The sequence below is a fragment of the uncultured Sphingomonas sp. genome (assembly GCF_964235535.1).
Taxonomy (GTDB): Bacteria; Pseudomonadota; Alphaproteobacteria; order Sphingomonadales; family Sphingomonadaceae; genus Sphingomonas.
Genome location: NZ_CAXSBH010000014.1, coordinates 40,088 through 59,583, shown reverse-complemented (window position 1 = coordinate 59,583; position 19,496 = coordinate 40,088). Strand labels below are relative to the sequence as shown.

Sequence of the window (19,496 nt, the reverse complement as noted above, 5' to 3'; positions counted from 1 at the left end):
AGCAGCGCCCGCTCGCGCGCCTTGCCGATGACGATGTTGGACGCCGACAGGTTGCAGCAGACGGTCGCGCCCGCGAGCGCGCCCATCGTCGAGGGCGGGAGCGGCGACCAATAATCCTCGCATATCTCGGCATGGATGACGAAGCCGGGCAGGTCGGCGGCGGCGAAGATCAGGTCGGTCCCGAACGGAACCTCTTGTCCGGCGATGTGGATCGTCAGGCCGGTGATGCCGGCCCCGGACGCGAAATACCGCTTCTCGTAATATTCGCGGTAATTGGGCAGGTAGGTCTTGGGCACCACGCCCAGCACGCGGCCGCGGGCGACGACGGCGGCGCAGTTGTACAGCCGACCGTTTCGGGGCAGCGCCACGCCCAGCAACAGCGCGGGAGATAAATCCGCGCTCGCCACGATTACCCGCTCCAACGCGGCGAGGCTCGCATCCTGCTGCGCCGATTGCAGGTGCATGTCGTCGATCGCGTAACTCGAGAGATTGAGCTCGGGGAAGACGACCAGGTCGACCCCGCGCGCGTCCGCCTCGCGCGCCAAAGCGATCGCCGCGTCGGCGTTGGCGGCCGCGTCGCCCACCGTCCCGATCGGCGTCGCGGCGGCGACGCGCGCCATGCGGTGCGTGTGGAGCGCGTGGAAGGGATGCGGGTCGGCCATTAGCCGATCATAACGCCCCTGGCGCGAAACGGGGGCGAAACCTTTGCGCGTCGCGGCGACCGTCGTAGGAAGGTCCGATGTCCACCACCTTCACCGTCGACAGCGTGACCAGCCGCGCCACCCCCGTCTCCGCCCCGATAAAGCGGCTGACGATTCCCGCGATCCGACGGGCGAAGGGGCAGACGCCGCTCGTGATGCTTACCGCCTACACGGTCCGGACCGCGCAGCTGCTCGATCCGCATTGCGATCTGCTGCTGGTCGGGGACAGCCTGGGCCAAGTCGTATATGGCCTGCCCTCGACGGTGCCGGTGACGCTGGAGATGATGGCCGCGCACGGAGCCGCCGTGGTCCGGGGCAGCCACCACGCCGTGGTGATCGTCGACATGCCGTTCGGCAGCTACGAGGCGTCGCCCGAACAGGCCTTCGCCAGCGCGTCGCGGATCCTGAAGGAGACTGGCGCGGCGGGGGTGAAGATGGAGGGCGGCGAGGCGATGGCGCCCCAGGTCCGCTTCCTGTCGGAACGCGGCATACCCGTGATGGGCCATGTCGGCTTGACCCCCCAGGCGGTGAATATGCTCGGCGGCTACGGCGCGCGCGGGCGTACCCAGGAGGAGGCGTCGCGCATCATCGACGATGCGCGCGCGGTGTCGGGTGCGGGAGCCTTCAGCATCGTCGTCGAGGGCGTGGTCGAGACGATCGCATCCGAGATAACCCGGACGATCGACGTCCCGACGATCGGCATCGGCGCATCGGCGACATGCGACGGCCAAGTACTCGTGACCGAGGACATGCTCGGACTGTTCGAGCGCACGCCGCGCTTCGTGAAGCGTTACGGCGACATGGCGGACCGGATCTCGACGGCGGTGGAGGCGTACGCCAACGACGTCAGGTCGCGCGCCTTTCCCGGCGCGGAGCAGGTCTACGCACCCAAGCCCTGATGCTTTCGTTTCGACGCAGGTCCGGCTAGGGCGTCCATTCACCCGCAATCACGCGCCCGGAGCGACGCTTGGCCATACCCCCCGCCACCAATCAGGAGTTCCTGCGCGAGGTCGACGACGAGCTTCGCCGCGACCGGATGACGAGCATCTGGACGCGTTACGGCCGGTGGATCGTGGTTGGCCTACTGGTCGCGCTAGCCCTGTTCGCGGGCTATTTGTTCTGGCGCAACTACCAGGAGAACGCCGCCGGCCGCGAGGGCGAGCAGCTCCAGACCGCGTATGACGCGCTCGCCGCCGGACGCACGGCCGACGCCGCTCCGCCGCTCGACGCGCTCGCCAAGTCGTCCAGCGACGGCCACCGCGCGCTGGCGCTGTTCACGCAGGCCGACATGCTGCTGCAGGGCAATGATTTCAGGGGCGCGGCGGCCAAGCTGGGCCAGATCGCCCGCGACGACGATATCGCGCCGGCGTTCCGCGACCTAGCGCTTGTTCGCCAGACTACGGCGGAATACGACACGCTCGCCCCGCAGGTGGTGATCGACCGGCTCCGCCCGCTTGCCGTGCCGGGCAACGCCTATTTCGGCAGCGCGGGCGAGCTGGTGGCGGCGGCGTATCTGCGCACCGGCCGCCGCGACCTGGCCGGCCGCATGTTCGGACAGGTGGCGCGTAACGAGACGGTGCCCGCGACCATCCGTCAACGCGCCGTTCAGATGGCCGGGCTACTCGGGGTTGACGCCGTGACGCAGACTGAGGACCAAGACGCTCGATGAATAAGTTCCGGACCGGTGTGGCGCTCGCCGCCCTGATGTCGCTCAGTGCCTGCGGCATCTTCAAGGGCGGGCAGAAGCGCACCCCGACCGTCGGCGAGCGTATCCCCATCCTGGTGTCGGAAAATGCGATCGAGGCCGATGCCGAGATCTCCGCCGTCCCCGTCGCGCTGCCCGCGCCGACGCCCAACGACAGCTGGACGCAGCCCGGCGGCAACGCGGAGAAATCGGTTCCGCACCCCGCGCTCGGGGCGTCCCCGACGCGCGTCTGGACCGCGCAGATCGACGGCGGCTCCAACCGTCAGCGCCTCGCCTCGCCGCCGGTGATCGCCGAGAACAAGCTGTTCGTCATCGACGTGACCGCCACCGTCCACGCCTTTGCCGCCGATACGGGCGCGAAATTGTGGACTCGTCAGATCGCGGAAGGCGACGAGAACCGCCCCGCGCGCTTCGGCGGCGGCGTATCCTATGACGCGGGCCGCGTGTTCGCGACCAACGGCGTCGGCGACGTCGTGTCGCTCGCCGCCGCCGACGGCACGGTCGGCTGGCGCGCCAAGCCCGGCGGGCCGCTCCGCGGCAGCCCCACTGTCGCCAACGAGACGGTGTATGTGCTGACGCAGGACAATCAGCTGTTCGCGCTCGGCCAGGCCGACGGCAAGGTGCGCTGGGCGCAGTCGGGCACCCTGGAGAGCCAGGGCGTGTTCGGCGTCGCCGCGCCCGCCTCGGCGCGCGGCACGATCGTCGCGGGCTTCTCCAGCGGCGAGCTCAACGCCTACCGTTACGAGAACGGCCGCGTGCTGTGGCAAGACGCCTTGTCGCGCACCTCGATCTCGACGTCGGTGTCGAGTCTAGCGGACATCGATGCCTCGCCGATCATCGACAACGACCGCGTCTATGCGGTGGGCGAGGGGGGGCGCATGGTCGCGCTCGACCTGACCACCGGCCAGCGCGTGTGGGAGCAGAACCTATCGGGCATCTCCACGCCGGCGATCGCGGGCGAGTGGCTGTTCGTGATCACAGACGACGCGCGCCTGCTGTGCATCTCCCGAGCGACGGGCAAGGCGCGCTGGATCACCCAGTTGATGCGCTACAGGAATGAGAAGAAGCGGTCCGGCGCAATTACCTGGTTCGGCCCGGTGCTCGCGGGCGGACGGCTGATCGTCACCAACTCGCGCGGGGAGATCGCCTACGCCAATGCGACCGACGGCGTCGTCGCCGCGACGGTCGAGGCCGGCGATCCGTTCGGCCTGCCGGCCGTGGTCGCGAACAGCACGCTCTACACGCTCGATCAGAAAGGCCGGATCGCGGCGTACCGGTGATTCAAACCCTCTCCCGCGTAGGGCTACGCCCGCCTTCGGCTCCGCGGGAGAGGGACAGGCGCGTAGCGCCAGGGTGAGGGCCGGACCTCTCCCGGGAAGGTTCGCCCCTCACCCTCGCCGCGCTTTGCGCGTCTTTCCCTCTCCCGCGGAGCCGAAGGCGGGCGTAGCCCTACGCGGGAGAGGGTATGTAGGCGGGAGAGGGCTCCAAGGGTGACGCCACGCCGCGCGTAGCGTAAGCGCGCGCCATGTTCCGTCTCCCCGTCATCGCCATCGTCGGCCGCCCGAACGTCGGCAAATCCACATTGTTCAACCGCCTCGTCGGCAAAAAGCTTGCGCTTGTCGACGATCGGCCGGGCGTCACGCGCGACCGGCGTGAGGGTGACGCGCATCTGGTCGGGCTCGATTTCCGCGTGATCGACACCGCCGGCTATGAGGATGAGGATCCCGACACGCTGCCGGGACGCATGCGCCAGCAGACGGAGGCGGCGGTGGGTCAGGCGGACGCCGCCTTGTTCATGATCGACGCTCGGGTAGGCCTTGTCCCGCTCGACGAGGAGATCGCTCGTTGGCTGCGCGCGTCCGACACGCCCGTGATCCTCGTCGCCAACAAGGCGGAGGGAAAGGCGGGCGAGCAGGGCATCCTGGAGTCGCTGTCGCTCGGCTTCGGCGATCCGGTCGAGCTGTCCGCCGAACACGGCGAGGGCATGGTGGAGCTGTTCGAGGGCATCCTCCCCCACATCCCCGAAGAGGTGGAGGTCGAACCCGAGAGCGACGATGAACATCCGGACGCGATCCTGAAGCTCGCGATCGTCGGGCGGCCGAACGCGGGCAAGTCGACATTGATCAACCGGATGCTCGGCCAGGACCGACTGATCACCGGGCCGGAAGCGGGGATCACGCGCGACTCGATCGCGGTCGATTGGGAATGGCGCGACCGCGAGGGCGTCGCCCGTCCCGTCCGCCTGATCGACACGGCGGGCATGCGCAAGCGCGCCAAGGTCCAGGACAAACTTGAGAAGCTGTCGGTCGCCGACGCGCTCCGCGCGGTCGACTTCGCCGAAGTGGTCGTGCTGCTACTCGACGCGACGCTGGGACTGGAGGCGCAGGACTTGCGCATCGCCGACCGCGTTCTGGAGGAAGGCCGCGCGCTCATCATCGCGCTCAATAAATGGGACGTGGCCGAGAACGCGTCGTCGCTGTTCAACGGCGTGAAGAAGGCGCTCGAGGACGGGCTGAGCCAGGTCAAGGGTGTGACGGTCGTCACCGTATCGGGCGCGACCGGCAAGGGTATCGACCAGCTGATCGGCGCGGCGTTCCAGGCGCGCGCCGCCTGGTCCAAGCGCGTCGGCACGGGCGAGCTCAACCGCTGGTTCGAGCGCGCGATCGATGCCAACCCACCGCCCGCGCCCGGCGGCAAGCGCGTCAAGCTGCGCTACGTCACCCAGGTCAAGACGCGCCCGCCCTCGTTCGTGATCTTCGGCACGCGCGTCGACCAGCTGCCCGCCAGCTACGAGCGCTACCTGCTGAACTCGATGCGCCGCGATCTCGACTTCGACGGCGTGCCGCTGCGCCTTACGATGCGCGCGCCCAAGAATCCGTTCGATCAGGATCGCAACTGAACGGCCCGCGATTTCGGCGCGTTCGCGCTGTCGCAAAACCGCACGGCGGCAACATTCTGTTTACCTCATCGGCGTAGGCCCGGGACAGGGACCGCCGCGCTATCCGAAGCCGGCGGACAGGAGATGCTGGTGTCGTTCGAGGGAAGCACGCTGGTCGACTGGACGGTCTATGCGAAGGCCAGGTCGGAACTCGGTGCCGGGTTCGTCCGCATCCTGGGCTATTTCCGCGAGGACGGCGTCAAGTCGGTCGCTGCGATCGAGGCGGCGATGCGCGCGCAGTCGGCTGCGGCGATGGTTATCCCGGCGCACACCCTGAAGGGGGAAGCGCGCCAGTTCGGCGCGGAACCGCTCGCCGCGCTCGCCGAGGCGATCGAGACGATCGCGCGCGACTGCGTGGAAACGCGCGACACCCCCGACGATGCGCTGCAGCACGTCGTTACGCTGCGTTCGCTATTCGAACAGACGCTGACCTTGCTCGACCGCGAGGCCAACCCGCTCGCCGAGCGCCGGCCGGCAACGGGCGGGTTCGGCCGCCGGACGCCGACGACCTTCGGTCAGCGCTGACGCTGTAGCGGCTGCCATTCCAGCCGCGCAAGGCTGCGCCACAGCCATTCGAGCGGGCCGTACCGATATCGGTCCAGCCACGGCTTGGACCATAGGAGCATCAGCGCCCAAGCGAGCGGCGCGAGCCAATACATCTCCGCGCGCCCGACCCGCCCGAACTGTCCCAGTCCCCAGCCGTGGAAGACGAAGGTCATCAGTACGCTCGTGCCCAGATAGTTGGTGAACGCCGCCCGACCGACCGCCGCGACCCGCTCGGTCAGCCATCCGCCAGGGCGGACCGCCAGAACGATCACGCACGCATAGCCGGTGATCAGGACGGGCCGGAGCGGGGTCGACGCGCCGAACGAGGCGACCGCGATATAACGCCCGTCGAACCCGCGAGCGATCACCAGCCAGGCCAATGAGGCATACGCGGCCCAGCCGATCGGCAGCGTCCATCGCACCCACCGTAGGTATCGCGCGCGGGGCCAGGCACCCGTCAGCATCCCCGATCGGAGACCTGCCATGCCCCACAACATATAGCCGAGCGTTTCGAAGCCGCCGACCAGGAACAGTCCGATCGGCGTGAACGCGTCATTTGCGATGTTATGCGCGACGTTGTCGAGCCATCCGCCGCGAAAGGCGCGTATCTCCGCTGACATTGCGCCGCGGTCGCCCGTCCCGAACATCTCGGTCGCCCCGCCTCCCGGGAGGAGGAAGGCCGTGACCGTAATGCCCACGAACAGCAGCACCTGAACGCTCACTAGGCACAGCCCCGCGATTACGAGGGCACGGACGGACAGGTTTCGGAACAGGAACGCGATCGCGCCGATTGCTGCGTAATGATGCAGGATGTCGCCCGACCAGACCAGGTATAGATGCGCGATCCCGAACAGGAACAGCCACGTCATGCGCGCGAAATGCACCCCCGCCTCGTCGTCGCCGGCCGCCCGCGCGCGCTCGATCACCAGCAGGACCGACGCGCCGAACAGGAACGAGAACAGCCCGCGCATCTTGCCCTCGACAAGAACGTAGGTCAGCGCCCAGGCGATCCGGTCGCCGAGATCGATCCCGCCCCAGGGCAGCGGCGACGTATAGGCGGCTGCGGGCAGCGCGAACCCCGGCAAGTTGGCCAGCAGGATGCCCATTACCGCCACGCCCCGGACCACGTCGAGCGTGACGACGCGGCCGCCTGCCCGCGCCCCGATATCCGTCACATCCGTATCCCCCGATCCCGCCCGCCGGGTGACAGATCACGCCGTCTCCAGCAAGCGTCCGGCCTGCGCGCGAGCCTCGTCGGTGACGGTCGCGCCCGACAGCATGCGCGCGATCTCCTCGCGGCGTTCGGCCTCGGCCAGCGCGCGGACGCCGGTGCGCGTCACGGTGCCCTGGCTCGATTTGGCGATCAGGAAATGCCGCGCCCCTCGCGCCGCGACCTGGGGGCTGTGCGTCACCACCAGCAGCTGTGTGGTCTCCGCCAGCCGCGCGAGCCGCTCGCCGATCGCCGACGCCACCGCGCCGCCGACGCCCCGGTCGATCTCGTCGAAGATCATGGTGGCCGCGCCGCCCTTCTCCGCCAGCGCGACCTTCAGCGCCAGGATAAAGCGCGACAGCTCACCTCCCGACGCGATCTTGGTCAGTGCCCCGAACGGCGCGCCGGGGTTGGTCGCAATCTCGAACTCGATCCGATCCTTGCCCGCCGCGCTCCATCCGTCGGGCGGGGTCGCGGCCACCGCCGTCCGGAACCGCGCGGCGTCCAGCTTCAATGGCGCAAGCTCGCCCGCCACCGCCTTGTCGAGAGCCTTGGCCGCCGCGGTCCGCCGCTTGGTGAGCGCGTCCGCCGCCTTGTCGTAGTCCGCTCGGGCGGTCGCGAGGACCACCTCCAGCGCGCCGATGCCCTGTTCGCCCTGCTCCAATCGATCCAGCTGTCCGCTCAGCCGCTCGTGCAGCGCGGCAAGCTCGTCGGGCTGCACCCGGTGCTTGCGCGCCATCGCGCGAAGCTCGAACAGCCGCGCCTCGTCCGCCTCCAGCTCGCGCGGGTCGTAGGCCAACGCGACGCGCGCCTCACGCAAGCGCTCCTCCGCCACCGCCGCCTCGATCACCGCGCGATCGACCGCCGCCAGCGCCTCGCCGAGAGCCTCGTGATCCTCCGCGACCCGCTCCAGCACCCGCGCCGCCTGGCGCAGGCAGGAGAGCCCGCCCGTCGACCCTTCCAGGCATTCCTCGATCGTCGACAGCTCGGCCGCGATCTTTTCGGCGCGCTGCATGCCGCGGCGCTTGTCGGCCAGCGCTTCCTCCTCGCCCGGCTCGGGTCGGAGCGTCGCCAACTCGCCGACCGCGTGTTCCAGCCATTCGCGGTCGCGCGCGGCCGTGTCGATTTCCGCGCGCGCCGCCGCCAGCGCCGCCTCGCCCGCGCGCACCCGTTCCCACGCGCGCGCCGTCTCCGCGATTTCCACGCGTCCGAACAGGTCGAGGAGCGAGCGGTGCCCGCGCGGGTTGAGCAGTCCGCGATCGTCATGCTGCCCGTGGATCTCGACGAGCAGCGGCGCGAGGTCGCGCAGCAGCCCGGCCGAGGCGGGCTGGTTGTTGACGAAGCCGCGGCTGCCGCCGTCCGCCTTGACCACGCGCCGGATCAGCAACGGCTCGCCCGGCTCGACCTCCACGCCGTTCTCGTCGAGCATCGCCGTGAGCGCCGGCGTGGGCGGGTCGAAGGTCGCGGTCACCACCGCCTGCGGCGCGCCGTGCCGGACCAGCCCGCTATCGCCGCGTGCACCCAGCGCCAGCCCCAGCGCGTCGAGCAGGATCGACTTGCCCGCGCCCGTCTCGCCCGTCAGCACGTCGAGGCCGTTGCCGAACTCTAGGTCCAGCGCCTCGATCAGCACCACGTCGCGAATGGAGATCCCGGTCAGCATCTACGCCCGTGTAGACGCTTGGGCGGCGGAAGTGATCCCCTTTTGTCCCACCACCTCCTTTCCCTCTCCCGCTTTCGCGGGAGTGTCGGGTCGGTCATGCCCCCGGCATGACCTAAACAGCGCGGGGCGCTGTCTACCCGACACTGGTGGCCGAGCGTAGCGAGGTCGGGTGAGGGCACTTCCTGGAGAGGTCCGCCCCTCACCCTGGCGCTCACGCGCCTGTCCCTCTCCCGCAAAGGCGGGAGAGGGTTAGAAGGATCAGCTTCCCGGCGTCACGCCGCCCGGTGTGGTCGTGGTCGACCCGCCGCTCGGGCCTACCGTTCCGGGCCGCGTCGGACCGGCCGCCGCCGGAGCGCCGCCGCTCGCCTCGCCCGTCGGCGCGCTGTTGCCCTGCGTCGCGGGCGCGCCCGGCGCGATGACCTGCATGCCCGGCGCGACCGGCGCGATCGCCACGGCCGGGTTGTCGCCGACCAGCTTGTAGGCGCGCTGATACCAGTCGGTACCCGGATAGTTGCGCCCGAGCACGGCCGCCGACTTTTGCGCCTCCGCGCGGACGCCGAGCGCCAGATACGCCTCGGTCAGCCGCATCAGCGCCTCGGGCGTGTGCGTCGTCTGCTGATAATCGTCGATCACCTTGCGGAAGCGGAGCGTCGAGGCGAGCCACTGGCGACGCGTCTGGTAGAAGCGCCCGACCTCCATCTCCTTGCCCGCGAGATGGTCGTTGACGAGATCGACCTTCAGCCGCGCGTCGGACGCATAGCGCGTGTTCGGGTAGCGGCGCGACAACTCGCCCAGCGCGTCGAGCGCCTGGCGCGTGATCTTCTGGTCGCGTGTCACGTCGCTGATCTGCTCGTAATAGCACAGCGCGATCAGGTAGTAGGCGTAGGGCGCGTCGCGGTTGCCGGGATGGACCGACAGGAAGCGCTGCGCCGACTGGATCGACTCGGTATAGTCGGTGTTGAGGTAATAGGAGAACGCGCTCATGAGCTGCGCCCGCCTGGCCCAGACCGAATAGGGATGCTGGCGCTCGACCTCGTCGAACAGCACCGCCGCGTCCTTATACTGCTTGCGGTCGAGCCGCCCCCGTGCGGCGGAATAGAGCGTGCCGACATCGCGCGCGATATAGGGCGTATCGCCCTTGGCGCGGGTGCCGGCGCAACCGGCGACGGGCAGGGCGGCGGCCGCCGACAGGGCGAGCAGGACAAGTTTGGACTGGGTGATACGCATACGGTCAGCCTCTAGCCGACGGCGCGTACCCGTTCTAGCCCTGCGCGACCGGGCGATGTAGAAGACGGGGCTCACCGATCGGAGTTTCGCCCATGCCCGCCGTCAAGCTCCAGACCCACCGCGTCGACAAGCCCTGGGGTCGCCACCAGCTGTTCCCCGGCTTTCCCGATCCCGCCGCGGGGGCGGAGCCGGTGGGCGAGGTATGGTTTCAGCAGCCAGGCGACACGACCCCCGACCTGCTGATCAAGTACCTGTTCACGGGCGAGAAGCTATCGGTCCAGGTCCATCCCGACGACGAGCAGGCGCACGCTCGCGGCCTGCCGCGCGGCAAGGACGAATGCTGGACGGTGCTGACCGCCGAACCCGGCGCGGTGATCGCGCTCGGCACCAAGCGGGAAGTCAGCGAGGACGAGCTGCGGACGGCGGCGCGGGACGGATCGATCGAGGAGCTGCTCCACTGGCAGCCGGTCGAGGCGGGCGACTTCTATTACTGCGCGTCCGGCACGATCCACGCGATCGGCGGCGGGCTGACGGTGATCGAGATCCAGCAGAACTCCGAGACCACTTACCGGCTGTATGACTATGGCAGCGACCGCGAGCTGCATCGGGACGACGGCGTCGCGGTCGCCAAGCGCGAGCCGTACCGCCCGATCGCCGCGCCCGCCCCGGCGGAGGACGGCCGCACCGTGCTGGTCGAGGGACCGAAATTCGTCCTCGAACGCTGGTCGGCGGGCCGCGAGGTGGCTCTGCCGGAAGGCACGACCGGCTGGCTGGTGCCCGTCAAGGGCGCGGGCGAGGTCGCGGGCGTGCCCTTCCACGAGGGCGAGTGCGTGACGGTGACCGGAGCGGAGCGGGTGACGGCGGGGAAGGGGGCCGACCTGCTGTTCGCCTATCCGGGGACGAGCCGGGTTCGATGAGTTGCGTGAACCGGTGAGCGGCATGACGAGAAGGGGCAGCGGTTCCCGGCATAACGCGAAAGTTCACCGGGATCACGCCGACAACGGTCGTCTCGATCCGACATGGAGTCCGGATCGAGAATTGTGGCTATGTGGATCCTCCTTAATACAGAGGGCACGAATCCACTCTAATAACTATGACAACGTTCTCCAGGCACGATCTCTTGTTTTTATGAATAATCCAAAAGCAACAAACACGAGCAAGAACACCACTCTAGCCTGGAAGCGGCCGAGGGAAGGAGTGGCTAACCCGCAGATGACAGCGTTCGCGCTCACTCCGACCACGATTATTAAAATAAACTCGCCTAAAGCTCGATCACGTTCGACAAGTTGCCGACGGTACTTCCAAACAATAATTGTAAAGAGACCGATTGCACCAAATGCCACCACCGATTGTATTCTGTCGTAAGTACGAAACCAGTCAGGGTGCTGTACGATGCGTGTCCGACGGAAATGATCGATGATGTCGTCTCGAAACGATCCTTGAATGTCGACCATTCGATCGGAGGGCGTCAACTCGGATAAGTCGAACACGAAGAACTGGCGTACAGCATCCTGCACCAGTCCACCGCCGATTTCGAGCGGCCGAGCTTGCAGCGCATCCAGAAGCACTCGTCCCTGCTCCTTCACGATCAAATCCCGCACGGGTTCCGATGACGCCATGAAGACACCACCTTCGGATCGAGGAGCAAAGAGAAATTCGATCCACGTTCCTCGGCTGAGCTGCGGCAGGTGATTACAAATCTCGTAATCGGCGTCCGGGCATGCCTCCGCAAGGAAGGCGTTTCCGGCAGGTAGGTCGGACAGGTGCGCCATGATGAACGGAAAGCGGGCCAGCGGTCGACCCGTCTGTACGATGGCCACATGAGATAACAGCATCGCGGCCGAGATCCCAATCACGGGCGGCAGAGCGCTTGTCGTCAGGCGAAGGTCCCCGACGCGCTTGCGCGCGAAAACGTGTGCTGCGACGTACAAGGCGATGATGACCATGGCGACCGCGAGGTGACTATCATGGCTTACGGTCGCCAAGCTGGCCATCCCGCAAAAGATTATCCGATCCAATAAAGTCAGCTTTCTCCAACATGAAAGAAGCAGGCCGAATGAAAGGATCATTATGGGGGCGAGGATATCTGGCGTTATAAAAGCGACGAAGACGCCGGCTGACGTGCACGTCGAGAGAATAATGGCGAGCGTATAATATGCCACTCCGAAATTTAGCCCGAATCCACGAGACCAAGCGAAGGAAATCGATATACCAAGCATCAATGCGCTTGCAGCCATTATTCCAAAGAAGCCGCTCATACTGTATACCAGGTAAGCGTATGTTCCCCAGTAGGGCGACCGCCCCGCTAAAATTCGTTCAGGGCGATGTACTTGATCCTTTACCGGCTCGCTAGGTATTTCAGTCGCATACTTTCCGATTGTGGGATCGAAGTCACGACTGAAGTCATTATCAAAGATCGCTGGCATTGTTTTGGCGAATAGGTTGGCCGGACGTTTTAGATACTCGATAGTGTCAGGATATAGTATTTCTCCTCCGTTCCATAATCCAAACATCATTAATAATAATGCAGTTAGGATCCCATTAACGTAAGGACTCCGTCTCAGACTTGCTGTCCACGCTTGTCGATCCATAATAATCTTATATTTATTCATTATAGCGAGCCCCCTGCCGACACTACACGTCCACCCTTCGTCGCAACTTGAACACTATAACAGCAGCCGCGTACCGCGTCGTAAATGCAACTGCAACTGTCCGTCTCACTGTGATCCGCAGCGTCCAATGAACTATTCTCGATCTGGAGCATCGGTTGCGATCAAGCGGGTTTCGGCATCCAGCTTCTGCCTGTATGTGTAGGGCAGCGACCGCGAGCTGTATCTGGAAGACGGCGTCGCGGTCGCGCACCGTGAGCCTTAGCGCCCGATCGCCACGCCCGCCCCGGCGGAGGACGGCCGCACCGTGCTGGTCGAAGGGCCGAAATCCGTCTTCGAACGCTGATCGGCGGTCCGCGACGTCGTGCTGCCGTAGGGGACGGCCGTTTTCGACGATGTCCCTGTCGACCCTAAGCGAACGTCGAGTCATCACTCTCGACCAATCCGTCACCATGACGGGATTCATGACCTCGGCAGGGGAATAGGTTCCGCGCTGCTGGAGCCTTCATTATTGATCAATATGATTTTCGTACTTCGATATCGTCGCGCTCGCCGGCCCAACTATCTGCCCGTCGACGCGAATTTGTTGAGTGCTAGGGTTGATGATGGACGTAGTGCCGCAGACTAAAAAGCGGGTCGTGATCGTTGACGATTCACGAACGATGCAGGCCGTTTTAGAGAACGCTTTCAGCGATCGACCCGGCTTCAACGTCGTCGGCGTCGCCGGCGACGCCCGCTCCGGCGCCGAGATGATCACGCTACTAAGGCCGGACATCGCGACCATCGATCTATGCATGCCCTATATCGACGGGATAGGGCTGCTGGAGTTGATCGGTCAGCCGTCCAGCACGTGCGCGATCACGGTATCGGATCAAACGGCTAAAAACATCCTTCTGACTACGAAGCTGCAGAAATTCGGTGCGTCCGCATGCCTGAGCAAGCGCGAACTTGCGGAAGACCCGGAGTCGTTCTTCAATAAGGTCGCTTCGGCTTACGACGCGTTCCAGCTGGCCCGTAAACGTCAGATCGCCGCGATGGGGAGTAATCCCAAGCCTGAAAAGGCGGTGCCGATCTCCGTCGAAACCGCGCTTGTCCATTTCGGCTATCCCGTGCCGCTGGACGAGGAGCACCGGCTCGACATTCTGGGGCGCACGCAACTCGACAACGCCGAACGCGAACGGCAGTTCGATCTGGTGACCAAGCACCTCGCCGCATCCACCGCTTTTCCCGTCTGTTTGTTGACCTTCATCGACAAGGACACGCAATGGATAAAGTCGGGCGAGGGGATCGAGGTGGAAAGCACTCCCAGAGAGCAGGCGTTCTGCAACTACACCATCAGTCAGGGTGGGACGTTCGTGGTCGCCAACGCTGCGGAAGACAGCCGGTTTGCGGCCAATCCGCTCGTCACGGGAGCTCCGCAGATCCGAAGCTATGTCGGCCACCCCGTAATTGCGAGTGACGGAACCCGCATCGGCGCGTTATGCCTGATCGACGTCAAGCCCCGGACGGCTTCCGCCGGGGTCTTACGTCAGCTGGCCGGCATGGCCGAGATCGTGTCGGCGATGATCGAGCACCGGCCTGTGCCAGCGACATGACCGACTGGGCGCAATACGATGCTCCGTGTCCTCACCCTCTCCACGTTGTTCCCTGACCGGAGCCGACCCAACTTCGGCGTGTTCGTCGAGCGGCAGGTGCGCGGGCTCGCGCGGTTGCCCGATACGGAAGTGACGGTGGTCGCGCCGGTCGGTCTCGCGCCCGGGCCGATCGCGCGTTTTCGCCAGGCCCCGCTCGTGGGCTTGCCCGGGCGCGAAAATTGGCGAGGGCTCGATGTGCATCGACCGCGCTTTCTCGCGCTGCCGCTCACCGGCGGGCGGTTCCATGCTCGCGCGCTCGTCCGCGCGGTAACGCCCGTGCTCGACCCGTTGCGGGGGGCGTTCGACGTGATCGACGCATCCTTCTTCTTTCCCGACGGGGTGGCGGCGGTGGCGCTCGGGCGGCGATATGGGGTGCCGGTGTCGATCAAAGCCCGCGGCGCGGATATCCATCATTGGGGGCGGAGCCCAGAGACTGCCGCTCAAGTGCTGACCGCCGGACGCGGGGCGGATGGGCTGCTCGCGGTGTCCGCGGCGATGCGGGACGACATGGTCGCGCTGGGGATGCCGGCGACACGCATCCGCGTCCACTATACCGGGGTCGACCAGGACCGCTTCGTCCCAGTCGACCGCGCCGCCGCCAAGGCCGCGCTCGGCGTCAACGGGCCGCTGGTCGTCGCGACAGGGGCGCTGATCCCGCGCAAGGGGCACGATCTCGTCATCCAAGCGGTGGCGGCGTCGCCCGGCGTCTCGCTCCGAATTGCGGGGGAGGGCCCCGAGCAATCCCGGCTGGAGGCGCTGATCCGCCGGCTCGGGGTTAGCGACCGGGTTCGGCTGCTCGGCTCGGTCCCGCACGACGACCTCCCCGACCTGCTCGCCGCCGCCGACGTCATGGCGCTCGCATCCGCCTCCGAAGGGCTAGCCAACGCCTGGGTCGAGGCGCTGGCCTGCGGCGTGCCGATCGTGATCACGGGAGCGGGCGGCGCGCGCGAGGTGGTGACCGCGCCCGACGCGGGTCGCATCGCCGCGCGCGATCCCGCCGCATTCGCGGGCGCGATTGCCGATCTGCTCGCCGACCCGCCCGTGCCCGACGCGGTTCGGGCCCATGCCGCGCGCTTCACCTGGGAGGCGAACGCGCTGAGCTTACGCGCGCACCTCGCCGAGCTCGTTCAGTCGAGAGGGTAAAGCGCCGCCGCGATCCGCCGACCCTCGCCGCGCAGCACGCCCCAGGCGCGCGCGGCGGCGCGGCTGTCCATCGCCTCCAAACCGATCCCAGCCGCCTCCAGTTCGCGCGTGAGCGCGGGCGCGGGTCGCTCCAGCGACGCGCCGGTGCCGAGCAGGATGAACTCCGGCCCGCTCTCGACCAACATCGCCAGCGCGTCGGCGCGCAGCTCGGCGAGGGGCGGGGGCGTCCAGGCGACCACCTGCGCCACGGTCAGCAGCAGCGCGCGGTGATGCTCCTCGCCCACCCGAAAGCCGCGCGGGCCGAAACCGGCCACGATCGGCCCGGGAGAGGCGGCGTTCCGCTCTACGTGCATCAGGCTTTCGGACGCGGCCCGACGCGCTCCGCCCCTGCGGCGAGACCCGTCGCGGCCTTGTCCGCCACGAAGGTCGCGCCGGTTACCCCCGTCCAGATCAGGATCGGGTTGGCGATGTAGATCGACGAATAGGTGCCGATGACGATGCCGAGCAGCATGGCGAGCGAAAAGCCGAAGATCACCGCCGGCCCCAACACGACCAAAGCCGTCAGCGCCATGATCAGCGACAAGGACGTGACGATGGTGCGCGACAGCGTTTCGTTGGTCGCTAAATTCAGGAGCGGGATGATCTCCATCCGGCGGTATTTACGCAGGTTCTCGCGCACCCGGTCGTAGACGACGATCGTGTCGTTCAGCGAATAGCCGATGATGGTCAGGATCGCGGCGACGATGTTGAGGTCGAACTCGAGCCAGGTGAGCGAGAAGAAGCCCAGCGTCAGCGCCACGTCGTGGAACAGCGAGAACAGCGCGCCCACGCCGAACTGCCATTCGAACCGGAGCCATATATAAAGCGAGACGCCGAGCATCGCGAGCGCGAGCGCCCAGGCGCCCTTCGAGAACAGCTCGCCCGATACCTTGCCCGACACCGTGTCGACCGATGCGATCTTCGCGCCGGGGAACGCGCGCGTCAGCGCCGCGCGTACCCGGTCGGCGGCGGCGTTGGCCGCCTCCTCGCCGCCGGTCGCGGGCAGCGGCAGCCGGATCGACACGTCGCGCGGCGACCCGAACTGCTGCACCGCCGCGTCGCCTAGGCCCAGCGCGTCCACCCGCGTGCGCACCTGCTCCACCGGCACCGGCCCGGGCAGCGTCACGCGGACCACTTGGCCGCCCACGAAATCGACGCCCAGGTTCAGCCCGCGCGTGGCTACCAAGGCGATCGACGCGATGATGAGCAGGACCGACACGCCCATCGCCAGCATCCGCCAGCGCAGGAAGTCGATGTTGGTGTCGTCGGGGATCAGTTTCAGGGGACGCATCGGATACCTCAGATCACCAGTTCGCGCGGGCGCGTCTTCAGCCAACCGGCCACCATCAGCCGGGTGACGGTAACGGCGGAGAAGACCGACGTCACGATACCGATCGTCAGCACCACGGCGAACCCGCGGATCGGCCCGGATCCGAAGAAGAACATGATGACGGCCGCGATCACGTTGGTCACGTTGGCGTCGAAGATCGCGCGGCTCGCCTCCCTGTAGCCGAGCTCGACCGACTGGATGATCGACCGCCCGCGCCGCTGCTCCTCGCGGATGCGCTCGTTGATCAGGACGTTGGCGTCCACCGCCGCGCCGATCGTCAGCACGAACCCGGCAATCCCCGGCAGCGTCAGGGTGGCGTTGAACAACGCCATCGCGCCCAGGATCATCAGGATGTTCAGGACGAGCGCCGCCGTCGCGTACACGCCGAAGCGCCCATAGGTGAGCAGCATGTACCCGATCACCAGCGCGGTCGCGATCAATCCCGCGATCGCGCCCTTGTTGATCGAATCCTGCCCCAGATCGGGGCCGACCGTCCGCTCCTCGACCACCTTCAAGGCGACGGGCAGCTTGCCCGACCGCAGCGCGATGGCGAGCTGGTTCGCGCTCTCGACGGTGAAGGAGCCGGAGATCGACGCGTTGCCGCCCAGGATCGGCTCGTTGATGTTGGGCGCGGAGATCACCTGGTTGTCGACGATGATCGCGAACGGCTTGCCCACGTTCGCCTGCGTCACGCGCGCGAAGCGGCGGCCGCCCTCGTTGTCGAACGAGATCGAAACGTCGGGCGAATTGTCGCGCGGATCGAATCCCTGGCGCGCGTCGATGAGCCGGTCGCCGGTCAGGATCGTCGACCGCTTGACCGCGATGACCGGCGCCCCAATCGGATTGCCGGGATAGGCCAGCACCTGGCTTCCCACCGGCGCGCGGCCCTGCGCCAGTTCGGCAGGGTTCGCGGTCTCGTCAACCAGCTTGAATTCCAGCCGCGCGGTCCGGCCGAGCAGATCCTTGAGCGCCTGCGGATCCTGGAGGCCGGGCACCTGCACGACGATGCGGCTGGCGCCCTGGCGCACGATCGTCGGTTCGCGCGTGCCGAGTTCGTCGATGCGCCGCCGCACCACGTCGGTCGCGTCGCCCATCGCCTGATCGACCGCCTGCGCCAGCCCCGCGCTGGTCGGCCGGATCACGAAGCGGCTCTGGTCGACGACCGAGATGTCGTATTCGCGCTGTCCCGTCATCCCCGCGCCGGAGCCGGTGATCCCCAGCAGCCGCTCGCGCGCCGCGTCGACCTGGGTCGGATCGCGCAGCATGAACGAGATCGCCCCGCCGCGCGTCGAGATGTCGCCCACGTCGATGCGTGGGCGCTGGCGGCGCATCTCCGTCTGGACCTGATCGCGCAACGCCTCCAGCCGCGTGTTCGCCAGGTCTCGCGTATCGGCTTCGAGCAGCAGGTAGCTGCCGCCCGCCAGATCGAGCCCCAGATTGATCCGCGGCAGTCGCTCGGCCCAGCTGCCCAGATAGCGCTCGGGCACGAAGCTCGGCACCGCGAGCAGGCACAACAGCGCCAGCACCCCGCCTGTCAGCAGGGCCTTCCAGCGGGTGAAGTCGAGCATCAATCGTTCGCCGGCTTCGCGTTCGGCCCCACTATGTCGGTCAAGGTCGCCTTGACGACGCGCACGCGCGTGTTCGGCGCGATCTCCACCTCGACATGCGCGTCCTCGACGCGCGTCACGCGCCCGACGATCCCGCCGGCGGTCACGACCTGATCGCCCTTTTTCACGGCGGCGACGGCGGTCTGGAGCGCCTTCACGCGCTTCTGCTGCGGCCGGATCATCAGGAAATAGAACACGATGAAGACGAGGATGAGCGGCATCAGGCCGAGGATCGAACCGAGGCCGCCCGGGTCGGCCGCACCGGCGATCTGGGCGTAAGCGGGTGTGATGAACATGACTCGTCCGGTGAAAGGGCCGGGGGAAAAACATCGCCCGATTAAGCGCTGCCCGCTATCACCGGCACGGCGCGCGCGCAACGGCGCGGGAATAACGGGGAGGACGGCGATGATCTTGGTGACCGGACATATTAAGCTGGGCGCGGGCGAGGGTGAAAAGGCCCGCTCGCTGCTCGCCAAGCACATGGCGGACTGTAACGCGGAGGAGGGATGCGAGTTCTACTCCTTCGCCTTCGACGTGAGCGATCCGGACCTGGTCCGCATCTGCGAAAGCTGGGCGAGCCCCGAGGCGATCGCGGCGCACGGCGAGCTGCCGCATCAAAAGGCCTTCGGCCGCGCGCTCCAGGCGCACGGCGTCCAGGACGTCCGCGTCGAGGGCTGGCAAGCCGAGCACTGGCGCACGTTGATCGGGGGATAGGGTCACTCCGTCCCTCGTCATGCCGGACTTGTTCCGGCATCCATCGGTGCGCGCATCCCGGCAAGCTGAGGGAATGCGTGGGCGATGGACCTCGGACCAAGTCCGGAGTGACGGCTTTGGGGCGACGACAATCGCCTCCACTCTTGCATGACCGCCGACGCGCGCGTATCCGCCCGGGTTCGGTCGGGGCGTAGCGCAGCCTGGTAGCGCATCACACTGGGGGTGTGGGGGTCGCAGGTTCGAATCCTGTCGCCCCGACCAAGTCGAGCCAGCAAGATGGCTTCGCCATCTTGCGCTCGACCGGCCGGCGCGGCTGAAGCCGCGACCGACGGCATGGGCTTTGCCCATGCCTGCCCAAGGCCGCCAACTCTCTCCAACCGAGCCGCCCATCCCGGCCGCTTCCCCGGCGAAGGCCGGGGCCCAGCCTCTCGAC

18 protein-coding genes and 1 tRNA gene are annotated in these 19,496 nt (G+C 67.2%); 10 read left to right on the top strand and 9 right to left on the bottom strand.

Annotation, left to right across the window (positions count from 1 at the left end):
- Positions 1–662: nitrilase-related carbon-nitrogen hydrolase (locus ACFE7F_RS06715; protein WP_375403076.1), on the bottom strand; the 662-nt coding region annotated here is incomplete at its 3' end.
- A 77-nt stretch (positions 663–739) separates the two neighbouring features.
- Between ACFE7F_RS06715 and panB the strand changes: the two genes are divergently transcribed.
- From panB to ACFE7F_RS06690, 5 genes are all read left to right on the top strand, one after another.
- Positions 740–1,600, top strand: a complete 861-nt coding sequence (gene panB, locus ACFE7F_RS06710; protein ID WP_375403075.1) for a 3-methyl-2-oxobutanoate hydroxymethyltransferase — start codon at positions 740–742, stop codon at positions 1,598–1,600.
- Positions 1,601–1,668: 68 nt separating this feature from the next.
- Entirely contained in the window at positions 1,669–2,370 is a 702-nt protein-coding gene (locus ACFE7F_RS06705; protein ID WP_375403074.1) for a tetratricopeptide repeat protein, read from the top strand.
- The gene (locus ACFE7F_RS06700; protein ID WP_375403073.1) at positions 2,367–3,686 is read left to right on the top strand and encodes a PQQ-binding-like beta-propeller repeat protein; all 1,320 of its coding nucleotides are present in this window, start codon (positions 2,367–2,369) and stop codon (positions 3,684–3,686) included. The genes ACFE7F_RS06705 and ACFE7F_RS06700 overlap by 4 nt, the downstream gene beginning before the upstream one ends.
- Positions 3,687–3,931: 245 nt before the next feature.
- On the top strand, positions 3,932–5,305 hold the full coding sequence (gene der, locus ACFE7F_RS06695; protein ID WP_375403072.1) for a ribosome biogenesis GTPase Der: 1,374 nt from the start codon (positions 3,932–3,934) through the stop codon (positions 5,303–5,305).
- A 123-nt stretch (positions 5,306–5,428) separates the two neighbouring features.
- Positions 5,429–5,869 (top strand): Hpt domain-containing protein, encoded by a 441-nt coding sequence (locus ACFE7F_RS06690; RefSeq protein ID WP_375403071.1) that lies wholly within the window; start codon positions 5,429–5,431, stop codon positions 5,867–5,869.
- On the opposite strand, the gene ACFE7F_RS06685 is transcribed toward ACFE7F_RS06690, so the two are convergent.
- The 3 genes from ACFE7F_RS06685 to ACFE7F_RS06675 all read right to left on the bottom strand — a co-directional run bounded on the left by ACFE7F_RS06685 (position 5,860) and on the right by ACFE7F_RS06675 (position 9,987).
- The gene (locus ACFE7F_RS06685) at positions 5,860–7,065 is read right to left on the bottom strand and encodes a DUF418 domain-containing protein (RefSeq protein ID WP_375403070.1); all 1,206 of its coding nucleotides are present in this window, start codon (positions 7,063–7,065) and stop codon (positions 5,860–5,862) included. The genes ACFE7F_RS06690 and ACFE7F_RS06685 overlap by 10 nt on opposite strands.
- A 36-nt stretch (positions 7,066–7,101) precedes the next feature.
- Entirely contained in the window at positions 7,102–8,760 is a 1,659-nt protein-coding gene (gene recN, locus ACFE7F_RS06680; protein WP_375403069.1) for a DNA repair protein RecN, read from the bottom strand.
- Between the two features lie 258 nt (positions 8,761–9,018).
- Entirely contained in the window at positions 9,019–9,987 is a 969-nt protein-coding gene (locus ACFE7F_RS06675) for an outer membrane protein assembly factor BamD (RefSeq protein ID WP_375403068.1), read from the bottom strand.
- 92 nt (positions 9,988–10,079) lie between these two features.
- Between ACFE7F_RS06675 and ACFE7F_RS06670 the strand changes: the two genes are divergently transcribed.
- Positions 10,080–10,904, top strand: coding sequence for a class I mannose-6-phosphate isomerase (locus ACFE7F_RS06670; protein ID WP_375403067.1), 825 nt, complete (start codon positions 10,080–10,082; stop codon positions 10,902–10,904).
- A 174-nt stretch (positions 10,905–11,078) separates the two neighbouring features.
- Here the strand turns inward: ACFE7F_RS06670 and ACFE7F_RS06665 are convergent, their stop codons facing one another.
- Complete coding sequence (locus tag ACFE7F_RS06665; RefSeq protein WP_375403066.1) at positions 11,079–12,599, bottom strand: hypothetical protein; 1,521 nt, start codon at positions 12,597–12,599, stop codon at positions 11,079–11,081.
- Positions 12,600–13,201: 602 nt separating this feature from the next.
- On the opposite strand from ACFE7F_RS06665, the gene ACFE7F_RS06660 reads away from it, so the two are divergent.
- Entirely contained in the window at positions 13,202–14,191 is a 990-nt protein-coding gene (locus ACFE7F_RS06660; RefSeq protein ID WP_375403065.1) for a response regulator, read from the top strand.
- Positions 14,192–14,209: 18 nt separating this feature from the next.
- On the top strand, positions 14,210–15,373 hold the full coding sequence (locus ACFE7F_RS06655; RefSeq protein ID WP_375403064.1) for a glycosyltransferase: 1,164 nt from the start codon (positions 14,210–14,212) through the stop codon (positions 15,371–15,373).
- On the opposite strand, the gene ACFE7F_RS06650 is transcribed toward ACFE7F_RS06655, so the two are convergent.
- The 4 genes from ACFE7F_RS06650 to yajC are packed head-to-tail and all read right to left on the bottom strand — an operon-like array spanning position 15,358 to position 18,645.
- On the bottom strand, positions 15,358–15,726 hold the full coding sequence (locus ACFE7F_RS06650; RefSeq protein WP_375403063.1) for an Mth938-like domain-containing protein: 369 nt from the start codon (positions 15,724–15,726) through the stop codon (positions 15,358–15,360). The genes ACFE7F_RS06655 and ACFE7F_RS06650 overlap by 16 nt on opposite strands.
- Positions 15,726–16,703: a protein translocase subunit SecF gene (secF, locus tag ACFE7F_RS06645; protein WP_375403062.1), complete on the bottom strand. Its 978-nt coding sequence runs from the start codon at positions 16,701–16,703 to the stop codon at positions 15,726–15,728. Before secF ends, ACFE7F_RS06650 begins: the two co-directional genes overlap by 1 nt.
- A gap of 8 nt (positions 16,704–16,711) precedes the next feature.
- Entirely contained in the window at positions 16,712–18,310 is a 1,599-nt protein-coding gene (gene secD, locus ACFE7F_RS06640; RefSeq protein ID WP_375403061.1) for a protein translocase subunit SecD, read from the bottom strand.
- Positions 18,310–18,645 carry a preprotein translocase subunit YajC gene (yajC, locus tag ACFE7F_RS06635; RefSeq protein ID WP_375403060.1) on the bottom strand — a complete coding sequence of 112 codons (336 nt, stop codon included), beginning with the start codon at positions 18,643–18,645 and terminating at the stop codon, positions 18,310–18,312. The genes secD and yajC overlap by 1 nt, the downstream gene beginning before the upstream one ends.
- A 109-nt stretch (positions 18,646–18,754) precedes the next feature.
- Here yajC and ACFE7F_RS06630 point away from each other — a divergent pair, with 109 nt between their 5' ends.
- Together ACFE7F_RS06630 and ACFE7F_RS06625 are read left to right on the top strand one after the other, a co-directional pair.
- Positions 18,755–19,063, top strand: coding sequence for a putative quinol monooxygenase (locus tag ACFE7F_RS06630; protein ID WP_375403059.1), 309 nt, complete (start codon positions 18,755–18,757; stop codon positions 19,061–19,063).
- A 184-nt stretch (positions 19,064–19,247) separates the two neighbouring features.
- Positions 19,248–19,324: transfer RNA gene (locus ACFE7F_RS06625), tRNA-Pro, on the top strand.
- Positions 19,325–19,496: the final 172 nt, after the last annotated feature.